Consider the following 19,202-nt stretch of genomic DNA (forward strand, 5'->3'; position numbering starts at 1 on the left):
GGAACCAGTCGTTGATTTTTCAGTGACACCTGCGTCGGATACGCTCGGCGCAGAACTCGAAGGGGGATTGGTGGTCGAGTACCGCAGCTTTCGCCTGCTGGCCTCGCTGCCGCGCGCGCTCGGCGCGGGGTTGCGCCCGCACGTCGGGCACGCGGCGGCCTCGATGATCCAGGAGGTGCAGCGCACGGTGCCGGCCTACGGCCAGCCGCTGAAGGGCGTGTTCGGCAAGGTCCTGGTGAAGAGCGTCGAGTTCGCGGTGCAGCACTGCATCGATTCGATGGGCGAGCCGGCGCTGGGCCACGAGCACTGGATCGAGTTCTACCGCGGCCGCGGCCGGATCGAGTTCACCGAAGGCCGCAACCTCGACGCGCTGCAGGACAGCGCCACGATCGGGGCCCGGGTGGCCTGGCGCGCGATGCACCAGGGGGTGGTCGCCGCCGGCGTCGACCCGGCCGTCATCTCGGTCGCCGCGGAGGCGATCTTCGCCTACGTCGACGAGCTGTGCGCCACCGCGATCGAGGGGTACCAGCAGGCGCAGGCCGAGGCCGAGGGCGCCGTCCCGGTCCGGCGGAGGCGGTTGCTGGAGCTGATCGCCGGCGCCCCGGAAGGCGCGGCGAGCAGCATCGCGGGCTTGGCGGGCGGGGCGGGCTGGCCACTGCCGGAGACGGCGGCGATGGTGGCCCTCGAACGCGGCCCCGACGCGGCGGACTTCCCCGCCGACCTGCTCGGCGACGGCGTCCTGGCCGACCTCGACGGCCCCGAGCCGTACCTGCTGACCCGCGACCCGGACGCCGACCTGACCCCCCTGGCAGCCAAGCTCGACGGCTGGCGCGCGGCGGTCTCCCCGACGGTGCCGCTGGCCGACGCCCCGGCGGCGCTCCGCACGGCACGGCGGGCGCTGCTGCTGTCCGGCCCGGACGTCCCCGGCCCGATCATCTGGTGCCGCGACCACCTCGCGACGCTCTGGCTGCTGGCCGAGGACTTCCTGGCGGCCGAGCTGGCCCGGCAGAGCCTGGACCCGTTCGCTTCGCTGAGCGAGAAGCAGCGGGACAGGCTGAGCGAAACCCTGCTGGCCTGGCTGGAGACGCGCGGGGGCGCGCCGGAGATCGCGCAGCGTCTCGGCGTCCACCCGCAGACGGTCCGCAACCGCCTGCGCCAGCTGGAGGAGCTGTTCGGCGACCGGTTGAAGGACGCCGACGACCGCCTGGGCATGCAGCTGGCCCTGCGCGCCCAACGCCTGATGCGCGCCCACCGGCCTCCCGAGAGCTGACGGCGCCGGCCGGATGAAGGCGGCGTCAGCCCGCCCGCACCACTGCCCCGGGCTCACCGAGCCACACCGGCCCACCCGTGGCGTGCCCCTGCGCCCTGACCACGCGGTCCAGCGCGCGCACCGGCATCGGCAGCACCCGCCGCCACGGCCGGCGGCCCGGCCACCGCGACCGTGGCCCCGGCCCTTGGGGAACGAAATGGAAACTCGCGCGGCAGGACATCAGCGCGTCCGGTGCGTCATTGCGACCATGCTCCGAGGATTACCGGATACCACCGGAATGTCGATACGCATTCCCGGTGACGCCGCGAAAACCCGCATGCTCCGCCGCGTTTCCGCAATGCTTCTTGTCATGCCCGTCCGTGATTCCCCGGCGGTGGCGTTCACCACATCCGCGGCGGCCGCCGGATGCCCTAATTTCGGGTCCGCGAGAAAGGCCGCCCATGACCGTCGAAACCCTGACCCTGCACGGCCGCCGCATCCGGCTGCACGAGCACCGCCCGCCCTCGGACACCGGCGACGAAGCGGTCGTGCTGCTGCACGGGATCGCCGGCAGCGCCGAAACCTGGGCCCCCGTCCTGGCGCGGTGCGGCGCGCTCGGCCGCCGGGTGCTGGCGCCCGATCTGCCCGGCCACGGCGAATCCGAGGCACCGCGCGCGGACTACGGTCTCGGCGCGATGGCGAGCACCGTGCGGGACGTCCTCGCGGTGTCCGGCGTGCGGCACGCGACCGTCGTCGGGCACTCGCTCGGCGGCGGCATCGCCCTGCAGTTCGCCTACCAGTTCCCGGAAATGTGCGACCGGCTCGTGCTGGTCGGCAGCGCCGGCCTCGGCCCGGAGGTGAGCCCGGTGCTGCGGGCCGCCGCCCTGCCGGGGGCACCGGCCACCATGGCCCTCGCCGTCAACCGGGTGACGCTCGCGCTCGCGCGGGCCATGGCCCGGCTCGGACGGCGGCTCGGCGGCTCGCTCCAACCCGAAACCCGGGAACTGGCCCGGCATTTCGGCTCGCTGGCCGACCCCGCGCGGCGGCGGGCGTTCCTGTTCATCGCGCGCAGCCTGATCGACCTGCGGGGCCAGCGCGCCAGCGCCGTGGACAAGCTCTACCTGGCCGAAGCGGTGCCGGTGCTGTTGGTCTGGGGCGCCCGCGACCCGCTCATCCCGGTGGCGCACGGGCGCCGGACGGCCGCGCTGCTGCCGGATAGCCGCTTGACCGTGCTGGAAAACGTGAAACACTTTCCGCACGTGGCCGACCCGGACCGGTTCTGCGCACTGCTCAACGAGTTCCTCTCGGAGACCGCGCCCGCCCGGCTGACCCTCGACGACGTCGTCACGCGGCTGACAACCCCTGAACCACCCTTCTGAAAAGTTGTCACGCGCGCACCATTCGCGCGCTCCGGAAGTGTCACGCCCTCTCGCGACGTTCCACCCGTTCGGGTGTAGTCCGGACGGGTTACCGCAAAGTCAGCGGACAACCCGTTGACAGTGCCGTTCGCACGAAATTATGTTGCCTGAGCCACAAAAACCGGATCGGCGTTCCCGCCGACGAGGCCGATTTTGTTGCCAGCAAGGATAAAACACATGACCGACGTGGACACCGGATTCGCCGCCGCCGCTCTGCGGGCCGGACGGCCGAACCCCGGCGAGCGCACTCCCGGACCGGCCTACCGGCAGCAGTCCGTGTCGGCCGACCGCGCCCGGTCCGCCTACCCACCCGCGCCACGCACCCCGGCGGATCCCCGGCCCGGACGCGCTTCCGGCGCGATCGGGCTGTGGGCGTCCCTGCCCCGCGAGCTGGCGATCCGCTTCAAACCGCGGGTCGACCCGCTCGCCCGCGCCATCCTGCAGGAGGTGCAGCGGGCGGTGCCCGAATACCGCCAGCCGCTGGAAGGCGCGTTCGGGCACATCATCACGCAGGGTGTCCGGCAGTCGATCATCCAGTGCCTCGACAGTGTCGGCACGCCCGGTGCCGTGCCGCTCGAGACGTGGACGACCGTGTTCCGCAACCTCGGCAAGATCGAGTTCAACGAGGGCCGCAGCCTCGACTGCCTGCAGACCGCCTACCGGGTCGGCGGGCGGGTCGCGTGGCGGCACATCAGCGAGTTCGGGCAGGCCACCGGCGTCTCCGCGGACACGCTGTGCACCAGCGCCGAAGCCATTTTCGCCTACGTCGACGAGATCTCGGCGCTCTCGATCGAGGGCTACACGGCGGCGCAGACGCGCGCCGCGGGCACCCGCGCCCGCCGCCGCAGGCGGCTGCTGGAGCTGCTGCTCGCCGACCCGCCGTCCGCGCCGCAGACCATCACCGCGCAGGCCACCACGGCGCAATGGCCCCTGCCGGCCGAAGTCACCGTCGTCGCCCTCGAACCACGCCCCGACCAGCACGGTCTCGGCCATCAACACAGCTTGGCCGCTCCCGACCTGCACTCCGACGTCCTGGTCGACCTCGAAGGCAGCGAGCCGTGCCTGGTCACCGGCGACCCGGACCGGCACCTGAAGAACCTCGCCGAGCGGCTGCCGGGCTGGCGCGCGGTGATCGGCCCGACCGTGCGGCTCACCGACGCGCCGCGCTCGCTGCTCTGGGCGCGTCGCACGCTGAAGCTGCTCCAGCGCGGCGTGCTGCCGGACGCGCCGGTGACCCGCTGCACCGACCACCTGTCCACGCTGTGGCTGCTCGCCGACGAGTTCCTCGTCCGCGAACTGTGCGCGCGCAGCCTGCAGCCGTTCGAGGACCTCACTCCGAAGCAGCGGGCGCGGCTCGGCGAGACGCTGCTGATCTGGCTGCAGTCCCGCGGTAGCGCCCCCGAAATCGCGAAGAAGCTCAAGGTGCACCCGCAGACCGTCCGGTACCGCATGCACCAGCTCATCGATCTGTTCGGCGACCGGCTCAACAACGCCGACGACCGGCTCGACATGGAGATCGCGCTGCGGGCGGAGGCACTTCTCGGTTCCTGAGTCCCCTTCAACGACGAGGTGGGTCAATGGCGGGATCGCCCGTCGAGACGGCCTTCGGGCCGATGCTGAGCGGCGACGGCCGGCCGGGGCAGCTGTGGGCCATGCTCCCCCGCGAGCTGGCCGCGGTGTTCCGGCCGCGGCTGCTGGACGTCGCCGACGAGGTGCTGCGCGAGATCCAGCGGACCATCCCGGACTACGCGCGGCCCCTCGACGGGGCGTTCGGCAAGGCGCTGCGGGCCGGCGTCCAGGCGGCGATCCTGCAGTTCATCGACCGGATCGCCGCGTCGGGGCCGGTGCCGGACGAGCGGCGCAAGGTGTTCGTCGGGCTCGGCGTGCACGAGCTCGCGCAGGGCCGCAACCTCGACGTCCTGCAGGCCGCGTACCGGGTCGGCGCCCGCGTGACCTGGCGGCGGATGGCGGAGGTGGGGACGCGGGCCGGCGTGCCGTCGGCGACGCTGTGCCTGCTGGCCGAGGCGATCTTCGCCTACATCGACGAGCTGTCCGCACTGTCGATCGAGGGCCACGCGGCGGCCCAGGCGCGGGCGGCCGGCGCGCTGGAACGACGTCGCCGCCGGCTGCTGGACCTGCTGCTGGCCGACCCGCCGTCGCCGTCACGGATGGTGCAGGAAGCCGCGACGGCGGCGGAGTGGCCGTTGCCGCACCGGCTCGTCGCGGTGGCGCTCGACGGACCTGCCGACGTCACCGGGCTGAACGCGCTGGAGGACTTCGAAGACGGGACCCCCCGGCTGCTGCTGCCGGCACCCGAAGACCGCCACGCGTTGACGGCGGCCCTGGCCGGCCACCGGGCGGCGGTGGGGCCACCGGTGCCGCCGCGCCAGGCGGGCCGGTCGCTGGCGACGGCGCAGGAGGCGTTGCGGCTGGTGGCGGCGGAAGTCCTCCCGGACGAGCCGCTGACGTGGTGTGAGGACCACCTCGCGACGCTGTGGCTGCGCAAGGAGCCGTTCCTCGTGACGGAGGTGTCCCGCCGCCGCCTGGCCCCGCTCACGGCGTTGACCCCGAAGCAGTACAACCGCCTGGCCCCCACGCTGCTCGCGTGGCTGGAGACGTGCGGCAACGTCCGCGAGGTCGCCGACCGCCTCGCGATCCACCCCCAGACGGTCCGCGCCCGCGCCCAAGAGCTGGAAACCCTCTTCGCGGACCACCTCCGCAACCCGGACGACCGCTTCGAGATGATCCTCGCCCTCCGCGCCACCCTCCCCTGACTCGTGTCGTCCGCCTAGGTACGCGTGTCGTCCATCCAGATACGCGTGTCGTCCGTTCCGGTCCGGTACCGGGATGGACGACACGCATACGCAGGCGGACGACACGGGTCAGAGGGTGGAGAAGTAGGGGCGGGGGAGGTCGGGGAGGCGGGTGGTGCCGAGCTGGACGATCGTCGCGGGGAGGCCGCGGGTGCGGCGCCAGGCGGCGAAGGCCTCGAGCCAGGCGTCCGCCGTTGCGCGGGCCGTTTCGCCGGGGGCGCCCGCCAATGCCGTGGCCGACGTGCCGAGCAGCCACCAGTCCGGCGGGGTGTCGGCGGTCGCCTCGTGCAGGCGGCGGGCGCCCAGGACCCCGTGCCGCCAGGCGGCCGACGGGTCGTCGGTGAGGACGCCCGCCGTGTGCACGATGCCGCGCAGCGGGAGGCCGTCCGCCGTGGCGGCCGCGACCAGCCGCTCCGCGACGCCGGGTTCGGCGATGTCGCCGGGGACCACCAGGACGTCGGGCGAGCCGGCGTCGTACGGTCCGGCGTTGTGGGGTCCACAAAGGACGATCCGGGTGGCTCCCGCGCCCGTCAGCCACCGCGCGGTCGCGAGCCCTAGGTCGCCCGTGACCACGTACGCCCCGGGCCCGGCCGCCACCTCGACGGCGAACGGCACGCGGGCCAGCCGCGCCGCGTACCGGACGTCGTGCCGCCAGCGCACTTCGTCGTCCGGCGCGTCCGACCGCAGCTCGCGCACCAGGACGTCCACGTCGGACCGCGCGTCGAAGTCGACCAGGCTCGCCCGAAGCTGTGGCCGTTCGACCGCGAGCACCCGCACCAACCCGCGCAGGAACGCCAGCCCCGGCTCACCGCCCGCCTGCGTGACCAGGTGGAACCGGACGCCGAACCCGAGGCGGGCGACCACCGACAGCACCGAAAGCAGCAGTTCCTGCGCGGCCTCGGGATCGTGGTAGGCGTACGGCGACCCGGTGAAGAAGACGACGCCGCGCACCGGCCGCTCGGCCAGGAACCCCGGCAGCTCGTCGAGGTCGTCACGCGGCAGCGACAGCGCGTCGTCCCCCGCCGCGGCCAGCGCCAGGGCCAGCGCGACGGCCCGGCCGAGCGCCGCCGGGTGCTCGTCGGTGAGCAGCAGCCACGCGCCCGGCCCGTACGGCGCCACCGGCGGCAGCGGCACCTCGGGCCAGGTCACCTCGAAGGACGAGGTGGCGAACGGGACGCCCGGCGACAGCGCCCGCTCCGCCGGCCCGGTCACCACAGGCCGTCCCCGGCGAGCGACCCGGGCAGCACGACGACTCTGCGCAGCGTGAGCCCGTGCCGTGCCGTCACCGCGTGCCGCACCGCCCGTTCGACCTCGCCGCGCGGCGGGACGACCCCGTCGGCCAGCTCCAGCACCACGACGGCTTGATCACCGCGGACGGCGAAAGCCGACGCCGCACGCGGCCGGATCGCCGGGTGCGCCCGCTCGGCCGTCGCTTCGAGGTCCTCCGGGCGATACCCGGCGACCAGGCCCCGGCCGGTGACGCACAGCTCGCCGGCGACGTCCAGGAAGCCCTGGTCACCGGTCCGCAGCCACCACCGCGGTTCGTCGTCGCCGGTGATGAGGGCGCAGAACACCCGCGCGGACTCCTGGGGCCGCTTCCAGTAGCCGCGGGCGACGTTCGGCCCGCTCACCCAGATCTCGCCGACGTCGCCCGCGGGCACCCGCCGTCCGTCGCGGCCGACGATCGCGACCAGCTGGCCGGCCGGCTGTCCACAGGCGACCAGAGCGGTCGCTTCGGCGACGACGTAACACGCCCGCAGCGCCTCGGGAGCGGACGCGTCGCCCAGCACCGCCGGGCGGCCCGTGACGATCGGGACCGCCACGCCGAGCACCAGCCCCAGCGGATCGCTCGGCGGCAGCGCTGTCACCACAGCGGATTCGCCCAGCACCTGAGCCGCCTGCCGGGCATTGGCCAGCACGTTCGCGTGCGTGACCATGACCCCGCCCGGGTACTGCAGATACGCCACGTCCGAAGGCGCGACCGGGACTTCGGCGCAGCCGGGAGCGTCCGGAACGGCGTCCACGGCGAGCACCCGGTGCCCGCAGGTGTCCAAAGTGGCCAGGAACCGCCGGATCGCGGGCACGGTGGCCGCGGTCGCCAGCACGATCGACGGCTCGGCGTCGGCGAGGACACGCGCCCGCCGGTCGGGCCCGGCGGGGATCGCGACCAGCCCGGCCCGAAGCGCGCCGAGGAACGCGACGACGTAGCCGGGTGACGGCGCGATGAGGATCGCCGCCCGCTGCCCCGGCTCGGTGACCCGGCGCAGGGCCGCGGCGACGGCGGTGACGCGCCGGTCCAGCTCGGCCCAGGTCAAGGTGGATACCGGACGGGACCAGGTCATGGCCGGCGCTTCGCCCGCCACCGCGGCGCGGAAGGCCAGCAGCTCGGAAAGGGTCATGGTTCCTCGCGCATTCTCAGGCGGCGGACATCCCGGTGACGCGCCACTTCCCGGCGACGCGCTCGGCCGTGACGCTCAGCTGGGCGGCGCCGGTGCTGCGCTGCCCGTCCCCTCTCGTCCCGGTCTGGTCGAGGAACACCAGCAGCGCCGCGCGGTCGCCGTCCAGGAGCTTCACCCCGGACGCGACGGCGGTGGAGGTGACCACGAGCTGCTGCTCGGCCGCCAGCTTGCGGACCTGGCCGAAGAGCTGTTCGTACTGCGCGAGCGCGGGCCCGGTCAGGACCTCCTTGGCGGCCTGCTCGCTCTTGGCCGGGTCGTCGAAGCGGTAGGAGAAAACCGTGCCGAGCGCCGCACTGATCTGCTTGGCGGCGTCCGCGGTACCGGCGACGTCGGACAGCGCGCTGTTGTGCGCGACCACGGCGTTCGTGCTCCGCGTTTCGAGGGTGAACCACCCGGCGAGCCCGGCCAGCACGACGGCGAGGGCGGCGAACACCAGCGGCCACCGGCGCCGCGGCTCGGCAACCGGCGCCGGCGGCGCGGGTTCCGGCTCGTGGTGCCGTCCCGCGACCTTCACGATCCGCTTCTTCGTCGGAACCGTCATGGTGCCTCCCCCACGGGAACCTGGCCGAGGCCGGTGACGCGCCAGCCGCCCGGCCCGCGCGTCAGGTCGGCCTGGAACCGGTTGCGCTTGGTCACGGCGTCCCCGCCGTCCGGTGCCACGACCAGCTCGACCGCGGCGATCAGCTTCGCCGTGCCCGCACCGGTGTCCACTTCGGTCACCGCGGCGTCGGTCACCTTCCCGGTCGTGACGGTCTTCGCCTGGGCGATCCGGTCGAGACTGCCCTGCCGGTCGGCCGCCAGCTCGTCGTGCAGCGCGCCACCGGAAAGGTCGAGCCAGTGCTGGTACCCGGGCGCGGCCCGCCGGTAGTCCAAAGTGGTCAGCGCGGCGACCGCCGTCCGGCCCGCCTGCAGGGCCTCTTCCCGGACGACCGCGCGCGCGACACCGTCGTCGTGCGCCGCCTGCCACCAGGTGAACCCCGACCACCCGGCCGCAACGGTCGCCAAGACCGCGGCCAGCGCAGCGAAAATCCTCACGGCCGTCCTCCCGGTGCGTTCTGCGAGCCCCGCACGTTCGTCGGGTCGCCCTTCGGCAGCGCACAGCGCGCGGCCGTGTTCAGCGGACGGACCGACGTGTCGAGCCCGTCGCGGTACGGCGTCGTGTACCCGGTGGTGCACGGCGGTGGGTCGAAGAAGGTCAGCGACAGTCCGATGTGGACGCCGTCCGGCCGCACGATCGCACCGGCCGCGGCGACCGCCTGCGGCGCGGTGATGAGCAGCTGCCGGAGCCCGTCCCGGCGGGCTTCCAGGACGTCCGCGGTGGTCAGCAGGTTCGCCAGGAGCACGCCCAGGTTCGGGCCGGAGTCGCGGATCAGCGCGCTGACCTCGTTCGCGGCCGCGGGAACCGCCGGGATCAGCGTGCGCAGGTCGCCGTCGGACTGCTTCAGCGTCGAAGCCAGCAGCTTCGCGTTGGCACCGAACTCGCGGATCGCGCCGGCCTGCTGCACCTGGGTGTCGAGCACCGTGTGCGCGTCGGTGACGAACCGGGTCAGCGGCGCGACGTGCGCGCTCGCCGCCTGCACGAACTCGATGCCGCGGCCGACCAGCTGGTCCAGTGCCGGGCCGGCGTCGGACGTCGCGTTGTACAGCTCGTCGACGACCGTGCGCAGCGCGGGTTTCGGCACCGAGTTCGCGAACGAGTCGACTGTCGACAAGACGACGTCGACCGGCAGCGGGATCTTCGTGTCCGCCGGGGTGATCACCGAGCCGTCGTGCAGCTTCGGCCCGCCGTCGGTGCGCGGCCGCAGGTCGACGTACTGCTCGCCGACGGCCGACCGGTCGGCGACGACGGCTTCGGTGTCGGCCGGGACGGGCGCGGTCCCGGAGTCGATCTCGAGGTCGGCTTCCATCCCGGCGGGGGTCAGCCGCAGCTCGCCGACGCGGCCGATCGGCACCCCGCGGTAGGTGACCTCGGCGTTGGTGAAGATGCCGCCACCGGTCGGGAACTGCGCCGTGACGGTGTAGCCGCGGTCGAAGAACACCTTGTCGAGACCGGCGTAGGTGGCGCCGACGTAGGCGACACCGACGACGGCGATGACGACGAAGATCGTCACCTGCACGCGCACGAACCGGGTCAGCATCAGTGGCCCGCCTTGAGGAAGCCGTTGAGGTAGTCGCCGCGGATCGCGTCCAGGGCGGCGTCCGGGAACGGGAAGGTGAAGATCATCTCCATCGCCTTGGGCAGCTTGTCGCCGGAGTCGGCCAGCCGCCGCAGCAGCGGTTCCAGCGCGCGCAGGTCGGCGACCAGGTCGTCCTTGCTGCGGTTCACCGTGTCGACGGCGACCGAAGTCAGCCCGTCCAGCGACTTGAGCATCCCGACCAGTGCGTCCCGCTGCTGGTTGAGCACGCCGATGCCGGGCGTCAGGCCGTTCAGCGTGGTCGTGATCTGATCGGTGTGCGCGTTCAGCGTGGCCGCGAGCTTGTTGACGCTCTCGATGGCCCGGGTGATCTCGTTCCGGTGCTCGTCGAGGCCCCGCACGAAGGTGTCCAAATCGGACAAGAGCGAGCGCGCCGCGGTTTCCTTGCCGCCGAGGGCGTCGTTCAGCTCGTGGCTGATGTTCTGGACCTGCGCCACGCCGCCGCCGTTGAGCAGCAGCGACAGCGCCCCGAAGACCTCCTCGATCTCGGGCGTCAGCGTCGAACGATCGAGCGGGATGGCCGCGCCGTCGAGGAGCCGGCCCGACGGCGTGGCGTCGTCCGGCGGGCCGAGCTCGACGAACTTCTCGCCGAGGATGCTGGCCTGCCGCAGCCGGGCGACGGCGTTGCCCGGCAGGTCGACGTCGCCGTTGAGCAGCAGGTCGACGACCGCGCTGTGCCCGTCGGGGGCCAGCTCGACCCGGACGACCTGGCCGACCGGGACGTCGTTGACCTTGACCCCGGACTGCGGCACCAGGTCCAGCACGTTCGTGAAGCTCGCGGTCACGTGGATCGGGTGGTCGCCGAGCGCGGCGCCGCCCGGCAGCGGGATGTCGTAGACGCTCACGCCGCTGCCGCAGCCGGTGGTGACCAGCGCGAGGGTCACCACCGCGACCAGCTTGACCGGGGACTTCATTTCGGCTCCGCGAACTCGAGGAGGTTGCCGCGGCCGTCGATGGTCCCGTTCGCCTGGTCGTAGGCGCCCAGGAGGTTCGTCAGGGCGTTCGGGGCCGCGTCGAGCGCCTCGGCGAGGGAGTTCTTCTGGTTCACGAGCACCTTCGTGACGTCGGCGAGTTTGTCCACATCGGACCGGACCTTGCCGCGGTTGTCCTTGATGAACCCCTGCACGACGCTCAGGGCCTGGGTCAGTTCGGTCAGCGCGCCCGAGAACTGGTCTCGCTGGCCGGCCAGCACCTTGCTGAGCGAGGCGATCTGGGAGATGGCCTGCTTGACCTGGCCGTCGTTGGCGGCGAGCATCGCGGTGAACTTGCTGATGTTGTCGACGGAATTGAACAGGTCGTCCTTCGAGTCGCTCGCCGTGCGGGCGAACTCGCCGAGGTTCTTGATCGCCGTGCCGATGGTCTGCCCGGTGCCGTTCAGGTAGTCCGCCGAGCGGGTCAGGACGTCGCTGACCGCGCCGTCCTTGTTGGCGCCCTGCGGTCCGAGCGCGGACATCAGCTGGTTGAGGCTGTGCAGCAGGTCGTCGACCTCGACCGGCGTCGCGGTGCGCTCCCGGGGGATCGACGCGCCGTCGGCCAGCTGGGGCCCGCCGCGGTAGACGGGCGTGAGCTGCACGTACCGGTCGGCGACCAGGCTCGGGGTGATGACGACGGCCCCGGCGTCCGCGGGCAGCGGCACGCCGGGCCGCAACGTCATGGTCACCTTGACGTCGGTCCCGTTCGGCTCCACTTCGGACACCGAGCCGATGGCGACGCCGAGGACGCGCACGTCCGAGTTCGGATAGATACCCACGGCGGCGGCGAAGTACCCGGTCAGCGTCCGCGCACGCGGGGCGGTGACCAGGGGCCAGGCGGCCGAGACCGCGAGCGCGAGCACGACGCCGAGGGTGAGGGCCCGCAGCCGCGTGCGGCGGCGGGCCTGGGCGCCCAGGTCGGCGAGGTGGTGGGCCATCAGCGTCCCCCGTTCTTCGGTGGCCGGCAGCTGCCCGGCGTGGTGCCGGTGGGAATCAGCCCGCAGATGTAGGTGTCGATCCACCGGCCGTTGCCGACGGCGTTGCCGAGCAGCCGGTAGAACGGGCCGGCCAGGCGGAGGCTGTCCTCCAGCTTCCCCTGGTTGCGCTGGAGCACGCCGGCGACGCGGTCGAGCTGGTCGAGCGCCGGTCCCAGGGTCTTCTGGTTCTCCGCGACGAGCCCGCGCAGCTGGATCGAGAGGTTCTTGATGCCGGTGAACAGCTTCGCGATGGCGTCCTTGCGGGCGTTGAGCTCGGTGAGCAGCGTGTTGCCGTCGCGGATCAGGGCCTGGATCTGGTCGGAGCGCTCCCCGAGCGTCTTCGACACCTGGTTGGTGTTCTGGAACAGCTTCACCAGCTCCTCGTCGCGGGACGCCAGCGTTTGCGACAGGGCGGCGATCCCGTTGAACGCCGTCTTGACGTCGCTGGGAGCGGACGCGCCGAGCGTGTCGGACAGCACGCGGAACGCCTGCGCGAGCTGGTCGGTGTCGATCGCCCCGACCGTGCTCGCCAGGTCGTTGAAGACGGCGGTGACGTCGTAGGGCGAGCTCGTGCGCTCGGCGGGGATCGGCTGGTCGGGGTTCAGCTCGCCGTTGCCGACCGGGTCCAGCACCAGGTTCTTCTGCCCGAGCAGCGTCTTGATCTTGATCGCCGCCGTGGTGCGGTTGCCGACCCAGGTGTCGCGGACCCGGAACAGCACCTCGACGTGGTCGCCGGCCAGCCGCACGTCGGTGACCTCGCCGACCTTCACCCCGGCGACGCGGACCTCGTCGTTCGGCTTCAACCCGGCGGCCTCGTGGAACTCGGCCCGGTAGGTGGTGCCGCCGCCGAGCACCGGCAGGTCGTCGGAGAAGAACGTGGCGCTGCCGATCAGCGCCATGACCAGCGCGGTCACCGCGCCGACGGCGATCGGGTCGCGGCTGCGGAACGGCTTGATGCGGGGCGGTTTCACCGGCACCTCGCAGCCGTCACGGGGATGCCGGGCGGGGGCCCGCCCGGCGCCGGTTTCGCGTCGGTCTCCACCGCGCACAGGTAGAAGTTCGCCCACGAGCCGTAGGAGAAGAGCGTGCCGATCCGGTCGAGCTTCTTCGGCAGGTTGTCGAGGAACTGCTGGAACACCGGGGTGTTGTCGGCCAGGTTCTTCGACAGGTCGCCGAGGGCGGTGATGCTGTCCTTGAGCGGCTGCCGCCCTTGCTCGAGCAGCCCGGCGGTCGCCGTGGTCAGCTCGCCGAGGCCGCCGATGGCCTGCCCGATCGGCTTGGCGTCGGCGGCGAGGCCGGTGACCAGCTGGGCGGTGGTGTCGACGAGCGTGTCGAACTGGTCGCCCTGGGCGTTCAGCGTGTCGAGGACGGTGTTGAGGTTGCCGACCACCTGGCCGATCAGCGCGTCCTTCCCGGCGAGGGTGGAAGTGAGCGACGCCGTGTGCCGCAGCAGGCTGTCGATCGTGCTGCCCTCCCCCTGCAGGACCTGGATGATCTCGAACGACAGCTGGTTGACGTCGTTCGGCGACAGCGCCTGGAAGAGCGGTTTGAAGCCGTTGAACAGCGCGGTGAGGTCGAGCGCCGGCTTGGTCTTTTCCAAGGGGATCTGCGCGCCTTCGGCCAGGGTCGGGGACGTGTCGGTGGCGCCGGGGTCGACCGAGAGGTACCGCTGGCCGACCAGGTTGCGGTAGCGGATGGTGACCGAAGCCGACGCGGTGAGCCGGTGCGTGCGCCCGACCGAGAACCCGACGTCGGCGAGGCGGTGTTCGACGACCCGCACCGAGTCGACCTGGCCGATCCGGACGCCGGCCATCCGCACTTCGTCGCCGGGGTTGACCGAGGTCGCGTCGGTGAACCGGGCGGTGTAGCCGATCGTCGCCCCCACGTTCGAGTTGGCGATCGTGACCGCGAGCACGGCGGTCGCGGTCGCGGTGACCAGGAAGAAGATCAGGCCCTTGACAGCGGGTCCGGTGACGCTCCTCATCGGACGGTCACCTCCGTCCCGCGCAGCGCCGGTCCGATGAGGACACTGCTCCAGTCCGGCACGTCACCCAGCGCCGGCCGCAGCAGCTCGGCGACGAGCTGCCGCTCGCTCGGTGAGTTCGCGGGCCCCAGGTCGCCATCGGCGGCGGCCGCCGCACCGCCGCCGTAGCACTTCGGCCCGCCGGTGGCGTCGAAGCGCGGGGTGTCCCGGCCGGGGACGTACTTCTCGCGCGGGTCCTGGACGGAGAGCGTCACGTGCAGGCCCGGCTCGTTCGTGCCCTTGCCGAGGGCCTTCTCCATCAGCGGCTTGAGCCGGTTGACCGCGTCGAGCAGGCATGGGAACTCCGGCGAGTAGCGCGAAAGCAGTTCCAGCGTCGGCCGGCTCGCCGCCGAGACGCCGATGAGGTTGTCCTTGTTCTTCCGCAGGAACTCGTTCAGGTGCCCGGTGGCGCTGGTGACGCTCGTGTAGAGGTTGTCGAGGTCTGCACGGGTGTCCACGATGGTCTTCGCGGTCGTCGACAGGTCGCTCAGCGCCTGCAGGATGTCCGGCGCGGCTCCCGTGTAGACGTCGGCCGCGTCGGCCAGCGCGGTGACGTCGGCCTTGAACTGCGGCATCAGCGGGTTCAGCTGCCCGAGGAGGTCCTTCAGCTGGACGAAGCTGTCGCCCAGCGGCTTTCCGCGGTGGTCGAGGGCCTGCGAGATCGCGCCGAGGGAGCTGTTGAGCTTCTGCGGCTGGACCGCGCGCAGCAGCGGCAGCAGGTCGCCGAGCACGCGTTCCAGCTCGATGGCGTTGGTGGAGCGGTCCTGCGCGATGACGTCTCCGGCGTGGAGTTTCCCTTGTGGACTGTCCGGCAATACGAGGTTGACGTACCGCTCGCCGAACACCGTCTTCGGCAGCAGCCGCGCGGACACGTTCCCCGGCAGCAGCCCGATCTTGGCCGGGTCGAGGGCGAGGTCGATCTCGGCACCCGCGCGGGTGCTGCGCACCGCCCGGACCTCGCCGAACGGGACGCCCTTCACCTTGACCTCGGCGGTCGGCGCGAGCTGGTTGCCGACGCGGTCGGCCCGCAGCGTCACCAGCTCGGAATCGTCGAAGTCCTTGTCGTAGATGGCCACCGCGAGCCAGCCGAGCAGGACGAGCACGCCGAGGAAGGCGACCCCGGCGAGCTGCGTGCGGAACCGGCTCATCCGGACACCTTCACCGTGGTCGTCGCGCCCCAGATGGCCAGCGAAAGGAACAGGTCGAGCACGCTGATCAGCACGATCGACGTCCGCACGGCCCGGCCGACCGCGACGCCGACCCCGGCCGGCCCGCCGCTGGCGCGGTAGCCGTAGAAGCAGTGCGTCAGGATCACGCCGACGCTGAAGACGAGCACCTTGCCGAACGACCACAGGACGTCGCCGGGCGGCAGGAACAGCGTGAAGTAGTGGTCGTAGGTGCCGCCGGACTGCCCGAAGAAGACGACCGTGGTCAGCCGCGAGCCGAGGTAGGAGATCAGCAACCCGATGACGTACAGGGGGATGATCGCGATGAAGCCGGCGACGATCCGGGTGGTGACCAGGTACGGCATGCTCCGCACGGCCATCACTTCGAGGGCGTCGATCTCTTCGGAGATCCGCATCGCACCGAGCTGCGCGGTGAACCCACTGCCCACAGTGGACGAAAGGGCCAGCCCGGCGACCAGCGGCGCGATCTCCCGCGTGTTGAAGTACGCGGTCAGGAAGCCGGTCATCGCCGAGATGTTGATCTGGTTCAGCGCGCTGAAGCCCTGCAGGCCTACGGTGACACCGGTGAACACGCACAGGCCGACCATCACGCCGATCGTGCCGCCGATCACCGCCAGGGCGCCGCTGCCGAACGTCACTTCGGCCAGCAGCCGCACGACTTCGCGGAAATAGCGCGTCACGGCGAGCGGGACGGCCGCGAGCGCGCGGACGTAGAACAGCAGCTGGTCGCCGAGGTCGAACAGCCGGTCGCCGGGTTTGCCGAGGATGGCCACTCAGGTTCCCTTCGCGGGGACGAGCTGCAGGTACAGCGCGGTGAGCACGGTGTTGACGAAGAACAGCAGCAGGAACGTGATGACGACGGACTGGTTGACGACGTCCCCGACGCCCTTGGGACCACCCTTCGGGTTCAGGCCTCGGTAGGCCGCGACGACCCCGGCGAGGTAGCCGAAGATGACGGCTTTGATCGAGCTGACGACGAGGTCCGGCAGCTGCGCGAGGGCGTTGAAACTGGCCAGGTACGCCCCGGGTGTGCCGCCTTGGATGATCACGTTGAAGAAGTAGCCACCGAGCACGCCGACCACGCTGACCAGGCCGTTCAGCAGCACGGACACCCCGACGGCGGCCTGCACGCGCGGCACGACCAGGCGGTGGATCGGCGAGACGCCGAGCACCTCCATCGCGGCGATCTCCTCGCGGATGCTGCGCGCGCCGAGATCGGCGCAGATGGCGCTGCCGCCCGCGCCGGCGATGATCAGCGTCGTCACGATCGGGCTGGCCTGCTGCACGACGGCCAGCACGCTCGCCGCGCCGTTGAACTGCTGGGCGCCGATCTGGCTGGTGAGCGAGCCGAGCTGCAGCGAAATGACCGCGCCGAACGGGATCGACACCAGGATCGCCGGGGTGATCGACACGCTGGCGATGAACCAGAACTGCAGGACGAACTCCCGCACCTGGTACGGGCGGCGGAGCATGGCGAGCAGGACGTCGAGGCCCATCGCGCACATCCGGCCGAACTCGCGCAGGCCGTTCGCGGCCTTCTGCGGCGCTTCGCTGAGGAAAGTCGTCATGGCTGCTTGCACCCGGTGCTGAAGCAGCGCAGCGTCAGGTTCGAGACGAAGGTGTTGCCCGGCCCCGAAACCAGGCCGGTGAGCAGGCGGCTGACGTCCTCGTGCCCGACGCACCCGGCGAACGCGGGCGTGGTGAAGGTCGACGTCACCTTCACCGGCGGAGCGGGCAGCGAAATCGGCACCAGCGCCTTGATGGTGACCGCCGCGGGCTGAGCGGTCCGGCAGTCCGGCCCGACGTCGAGGGGCCGTCCGTCCACTTTGACGTCCGAGAGCTTGATGAACACCTTCGCGGTCACGTCCGTGTCGGCGCAGATGTTGGTCTGGGTGGCTTTGCAGTCCTTGTCCTTGCCGGTGTGCACGGTGGCCGTTCCCGCGGCATCGCCGTCCGGGACGATCTCGACCCGGCCGGTGGTGGCCATGAACCGGAACGCGACGAAGTAGCCGTCGGTGGGCGGGATGGCCAGCTTCCCGGTGATCGGCACGGTGCTGGTGAGGCCGCCCAGTGCGCCGTCGAAGGTGCCCGGCGGGAAGGCGATGTCGGAGCCGAGCTTGGCCACGTGGCTCGTGGTCGGCTGCTGCGCGTCCCCGAGGGTGAATCCGAAGGGGATCTGCGTGGCCTGCGCCGCCGGGGCGGTTTCCCCCGGCGCCGCTTCCGCAGCGCCGGGCGAAACCGCGGCCAGTGCCAGCACCAGCGAGAGCCGGGTCAGCATCCGGACTTCTTCATCGAACGAGGTTCCTTCACTTCTTGGTGAGGGTGATGTCCAGCTGGTTGCCGGGGCCGGAGGTGATGCCGGTGATCAGGCCGGTCAGGAAGCCACACCCGGTGAACCGCGGGATGTCGTAGGTCGCGGTCAGCTTGCCGCCCTTGAGCGGGTCGAAGCCGGGCGCCGAGGTCAGCGGCACGTCGGCGGGCTTGACCGTGTGGCACGACTTCGACGACAGGATCGGGAAGCCGAACACGCGGACCTTGGTGAGCTGGACGTCCACCTGGGCGTTCGCCTTGACCGCACCGGCGGTGAGCGTGCCGTTGATCGCGCCGACCTGGTCGAGCTTCACGGTCGCGGACGCCGGGACGAAGCCGAGCACGCGGAAGTGGACGTCCGACTTCGGCAGCGCGAGCTGGGCACCGAACTTGCCGGACGCCGCGTCCAGCTTCGCGTCCAGGGTGCCGGGACCGAGCGGCAGCGTGGCGTGCAGCTGCTTGAGGACCGACTTGCCCTGCACGGAGTACTTGACCTCGATGCCGCCCGGCGGGTTCGTGGGCTGGGTCGTCGGGGTCGTCGGCTGGGTGGTCGGCGTCGTCGGCTGGGTCGTCGGCGTCGTGGGCTCCGTCGTCGGAGTCGTCGGCTCCGTCGTAGGAGTCGTGGGCTCCGTCGTCGGCGTGGTCGGCTCGGTGGTCGGAGTAGTGGGCTGGGTGGTCGGAGTCGTCGGCTCCGTGGTGGAGGTCGTCGGCTCGGTCGTCGGAGTCGTCGGCTGGGTGGTCGGAGTCGTGGGCTCCGTCGTGGGAGTCGTCGGTTCCGTGGTCGGAGTCGTCGGCTCAGTGGTCGGAGTCGTCGGTTCCGTCGTCGGAGTCGTCGGCTCCGTGGTCGGAGTCGTCGGTTCCGTCGTGGGAGTCGTGGGCTCCGTCGTCGGCGTGGTGGGCGTGGTCGGCGTCGTGGGCGTGGTGGGCGTCGTCGTGCCGCCCGCCGGCTTGATCTCGAACGTGCCCAGCTGCTGGTTCTGGCCCGGGACCGCGACGCAGTCCGAGGTGAACGTGCCGAGGTCGGTCGGCTGGCCGTCCGCGGTGCGCGGGGTCATCGTGGTGCTGAAGTTCCCGACCGTCACCGACGCGGTGCCGGGGCTGGGGAACGTCACCGCCGGCGCCTTGCCGCTGCTCTTGACGTGGAACGCGCCCGACGGCGGCACCGGCGTCGACGCGATCGTCAGCGGCAGGTTCAGGTTCAGCGTCTTGTCGACCGGGTACTTGAGCACGGCCGCCGCCTTCGCCGAGCCGTCCAGCGACGCTGCACCGACCAGGGCGAGGCCCTCGGTGGCGGTCTCCGGCACGGTGACGTCGACGTCGAAGGTGATCGGCGTCGACGAGGCACCCGCGACGGCGTTGTCGGGCAGGTTGGTGTCGATCTTCACCGACAGCACCTGGTCGCCGATCAGCGGGAACGGGCAGTTGTAGTTGAGAGTCAGGCTCACCGGCGCGGCCTGGCTCGGGCCCGCCCCGACGAGCGCGACGGCCGCCGCGACCCCCGCGGCGGTCACGGCGGCGAGGCCGAAGGCGGGCTTTCTCGACTTCCACGAAAACTTCACGGGTCGTCACCTCGGGAAATGGGGGAATTTCGGCAAAGCTA

General features: G+C 71.8%; 18 protein-coding genes. 4 read left to right on the forward strand and 14 right to left on the reverse strand.

Translation table 11 applies throughout. The features are described from left to right. The first annotated feature begins 67 nt into the window (after positions 1-67). From AB0F52_RS31945 to AB0F52_RS31960, 4 genes are all read left to right on the forward strand, one after another. A complete protein-coding gene (locus AB0F52_RS31945) occupies positions 68-1,270 on the forward strand; it encodes a helix-turn-helix domain-containing protein (RefSeq protein WP_360179403.1) in 1,203 nt (400 codons plus the stop codon). A gap of 440 nt (positions 1,271-1,710) precedes the next feature. Next, complete coding sequence (locus AB0F52_RS31950) at positions 1,711-2,628, forward strand: alpha/beta hydrolase (RefSeq protein WP_360179169.1); 918 nt, start codon at positions 1,711-1,713, stop codon at positions 2,626-2,628. A gap of 216 nt (positions 2,629-2,844) precedes the next feature. Then, positions 2,845-4,218, forward strand: coding sequence for a helix-turn-helix domain-containing protein (locus tag AB0F52_RS31955; RefSeq protein ID WP_360179171.1), 1,374 nt, complete (start codon positions 2,845-2,847; stop codon positions 4,216-4,218). A gap of 26 nt (positions 4,219-4,244) precedes the next feature. After that, complete coding sequence (locus tag AB0F52_RS31960; protein ID WP_360179173.1) at positions 4,245-5,441, forward strand: helix-turn-helix domain-containing protein; 1,197 nt, start codon at positions 4,245-4,247, stop codon at positions 5,439-5,441. A 108-nt stretch (positions 5,442-5,549) separates the two neighbouring features. On the opposite strand, the gene AB0F52_RS31965 is transcribed toward AB0F52_RS31960, so the two are convergent. From AB0F52_RS31965 to AB0F52_RS32030, 14 genes are read right to left on the reverse strand one after another with little or no spacing between them, the layout of a single operon-like run. Beyond that, positions 5,550-6,692 (reverse strand): KR domain-containing protein, encoded by a 1,143-nt coding sequence (locus tag AB0F52_RS31965; RefSeq protein WP_360179175.1) that lies wholly within the window; start codon positions 6,690-6,692, stop codon positions 5,550-5,552. Then, entirely contained in the window at positions 6,689-7,879 is a 1,191-nt protein-coding gene (locus AB0F52_RS31970; protein WP_360179177.1) for an AMP-binding protein, read from the reverse strand. Before AB0F52_RS31970 ends, AB0F52_RS31965 begins: the two co-directional genes overlap by 4 nt. A 16-nt stretch (positions 7,880-7,895) precedes the next feature. Next, on the reverse strand, positions 7,896-8,480 hold the full coding sequence (locus AB0F52_RS31975; RefSeq protein ID WP_360179179.1) for a hypothetical protein: 585 nt from the start codon (positions 8,478-8,480) through the stop codon (positions 7,896-7,898). Further along, on the reverse strand, positions 8,477-8,974 hold the full coding sequence (locus tag AB0F52_RS31980; protein ID WP_360179181.1) for a hypothetical protein: 498 nt from the start codon (positions 8,972-8,974) through the stop codon (positions 8,477-8,479). The genes AB0F52_RS31975 and AB0F52_RS31980 overlap by 4 nt, the downstream gene beginning before the upstream one ends. After that, complete coding sequence (locus AB0F52_RS31985) at positions 8,971-10,077, reverse strand: MlaD family protein (RefSeq protein ID WP_360179183.1); 1,107 nt, start codon at positions 10,075-10,077, stop codon at positions 8,971-8,973. The genes AB0F52_RS31980 and AB0F52_RS31985 overlap by 4 nt, the downstream gene beginning before the upstream one ends. After that, on the reverse strand, positions 10,077-11,048 hold the full coding sequence (locus AB0F52_RS31990; protein ID WP_360179185.1) for an MCE family protein: 972 nt from the start codon (positions 11,046-11,048) through the stop codon (positions 10,077-10,079). Before AB0F52_RS31990 ends, AB0F52_RS31985 begins: the two co-directional genes overlap by 1 nt. After that, positions 11,045-12,043, reverse strand: a complete 999-nt coding sequence (locus AB0F52_RS31995) for an MCE family protein (RefSeq protein WP_360179187.1) — start codon at positions 12,041-12,043, stop codon at positions 11,045-11,047. The genes AB0F52_RS31990 and AB0F52_RS31995 overlap by 4 nt, the downstream gene beginning before the upstream one ends. Continuing rightward, on the reverse strand, positions 12,043-13,053 hold the full coding sequence (locus tag AB0F52_RS32000; protein ID WP_360179189.1) for an MCE family protein: 1,011 nt from the start codon (positions 13,051-13,053) through the stop codon (positions 12,043-12,045). The genes AB0F52_RS31995 and AB0F52_RS32000 overlap by 1 nt, the downstream gene beginning before the upstream one ends. After that, positions 13,050-14,066 (reverse strand): MCE family protein, encoded by a 1,017-nt coding sequence (locus AB0F52_RS32005; RefSeq protein ID WP_360179191.1) that lies wholly within the window; start codon positions 14,064-14,066, stop codon positions 13,050-13,052. Before AB0F52_RS32005 ends, AB0F52_RS32000 begins: the two co-directional genes overlap by 4 nt. Further along, positions 14,063-15,253 carry an MCE family protein gene (locus tag AB0F52_RS32010; protein WP_360179193.1) on the reverse strand — a complete coding sequence of 397 codons (1,191 nt, stop codon included), beginning with the start codon at positions 15,251-15,253 and terminating at the stop codon, positions 14,063-14,065. Before AB0F52_RS32010 ends, AB0F52_RS32005 begins: the two co-directional genes overlap by 4 nt. After that, the gene (locus AB0F52_RS32015; RefSeq protein ID WP_013229372.1) at positions 15,250-16,065 is read right to left on the reverse strand and encodes an ABC transporter permease; all 816 of its coding nucleotides are present in this window, start codon (positions 16,063-16,065) and stop codon (positions 15,250-15,252) included. The genes AB0F52_RS32010 and AB0F52_RS32015 overlap by 4 nt, the downstream gene beginning before the upstream one ends. After that, positions 16,066-16,860: an ABC transporter permease gene (locus AB0F52_RS32020; protein ID WP_103338417.1), complete on the reverse strand. Its 795-nt coding sequence runs from the start codon at positions 16,858-16,860 to the stop codon at positions 16,066-16,068. Then, complete coding sequence (locus tag AB0F52_RS32025) at positions 16,857-17,570, reverse strand: hypothetical protein (protein ID WP_360179195.1); 714 nt, start codon at positions 17,568-17,570, stop codon at positions 16,857-16,859. Before AB0F52_RS32025 ends, AB0F52_RS32020 begins: the two co-directional genes overlap by 4 nt. A gap of 28 nt (positions 17,571-17,598) precedes the next feature. Continuing rightward, positions 17,599-19,161, reverse strand: a complete 1,563-nt coding sequence (locus AB0F52_RS32030) for a DUF6801 domain-containing protein (RefSeq protein ID WP_360179197.1) — start codon at positions 19,159-19,161, stop codon at positions 17,599-17,601. Positions 19,162-19,202 lie beyond the last annotated feature (41 nt).

This window comes from Amycolatopsis sp. NPDC024027, from assembly GCF_040638975.1.
GTDB lineage: Bacteria > Actinomycetota > Actinomycetes > Mycobacteriales > Pseudonocardiaceae > Amycolatopsis.

What these genes read in the sequence shown, in the direction of transcription:
- AB0F52_RS31990 (WP_360179185.1), bottom strand. Translation starts at nt 11,048, where the DNA reads ATGAAGTCCCCGGTCAAGCTGGTCGCGGTGGTGACCCTCGCGCTGGTC.
- AB0F52_RS31960 (WP_360179173.1), top strand. Translation starts at nt 4,245, where the DNA reads ATGGCGGGATCGCCCGTCGAGACGGCCTTCGGGCCGATGCTGAGCGGC.
- AB0F52_RS31955 (WP_360179171.1), top strand. Translation starts at nt 2,845, where the DNA reads ATGACCGACGTGGACACCGGATTCGCCGCCGCCGCTCTGCGGGCCGGA.
- AB0F52_RS31985 (WP_360179183.1), bottom strand. Translation starts at nt 10,077, where the DNA reads ATGCTGACCCGGTTCGTGCGCGTGCAGGTGACGATCTTCGTCGTCATC.
- AB0F52_RS31950 (WP_360179169.1), top strand. Translation starts at nt 1,711, where the DNA reads ATGACCGTCGAAACCCTGACCCTGCACGGCCGCCGCATCCGGCTGCAC.
- AB0F52_RS31970 (WP_360179177.1), bottom strand. Translation starts at nt 7,879, where the DNA reads ATGACCCTTTCCGAGCTGCTGGCCTTCCGCGCCGCGGTGGCGGGCGAA.
- AB0F52_RS31975 (WP_360179179.1), bottom strand. Translation starts at nt 8,480, where the DNA reads ATGACGGTTCCGACGAAGAAGCGGATCGTGAAGGTCGCGGGACGGCAC.
- AB0F52_RS31995 (WP_360179187.1), bottom strand. Translation starts at nt 12,043, where the DNA reads ATGGCCCACCACCTCGCCGACCTGGGCGCCCAGGCCCGCCGCCGCACG.
- AB0F52_RS32020 (WP_103338417.1), bottom strand. Translation starts at nt 16,860, where the DNA reads ATGACGACTTTCCTCAGCGAAGCGCCGCAGAAGGCCGCGAACGGCCTG.
- AB0F52_RS32010 (WP_360179193.1), bottom strand. Translation starts at nt 15,253, where the DNA reads ATGAGCCGGTTCCGCACGCAGCTCGCCGGGGTCGCCTTCCTCGGCGTG.
- AB0F52_RS32025 (WP_360179195.1), bottom strand. Translation starts at nt 17,570, where the DNA reads ATGCTGACCCGGCTCTCGCTGGTGCTGGCACTGGCCGCGGTTTCGCCC.
- AB0F52_RS32005 (WP_360179191.1), bottom strand. Translation starts at nt 14,066, where the DNA reads ATGAGGAGCGTCACCGGACCCGCTGTCAAGGGCCTGATCTTCTTCCTG.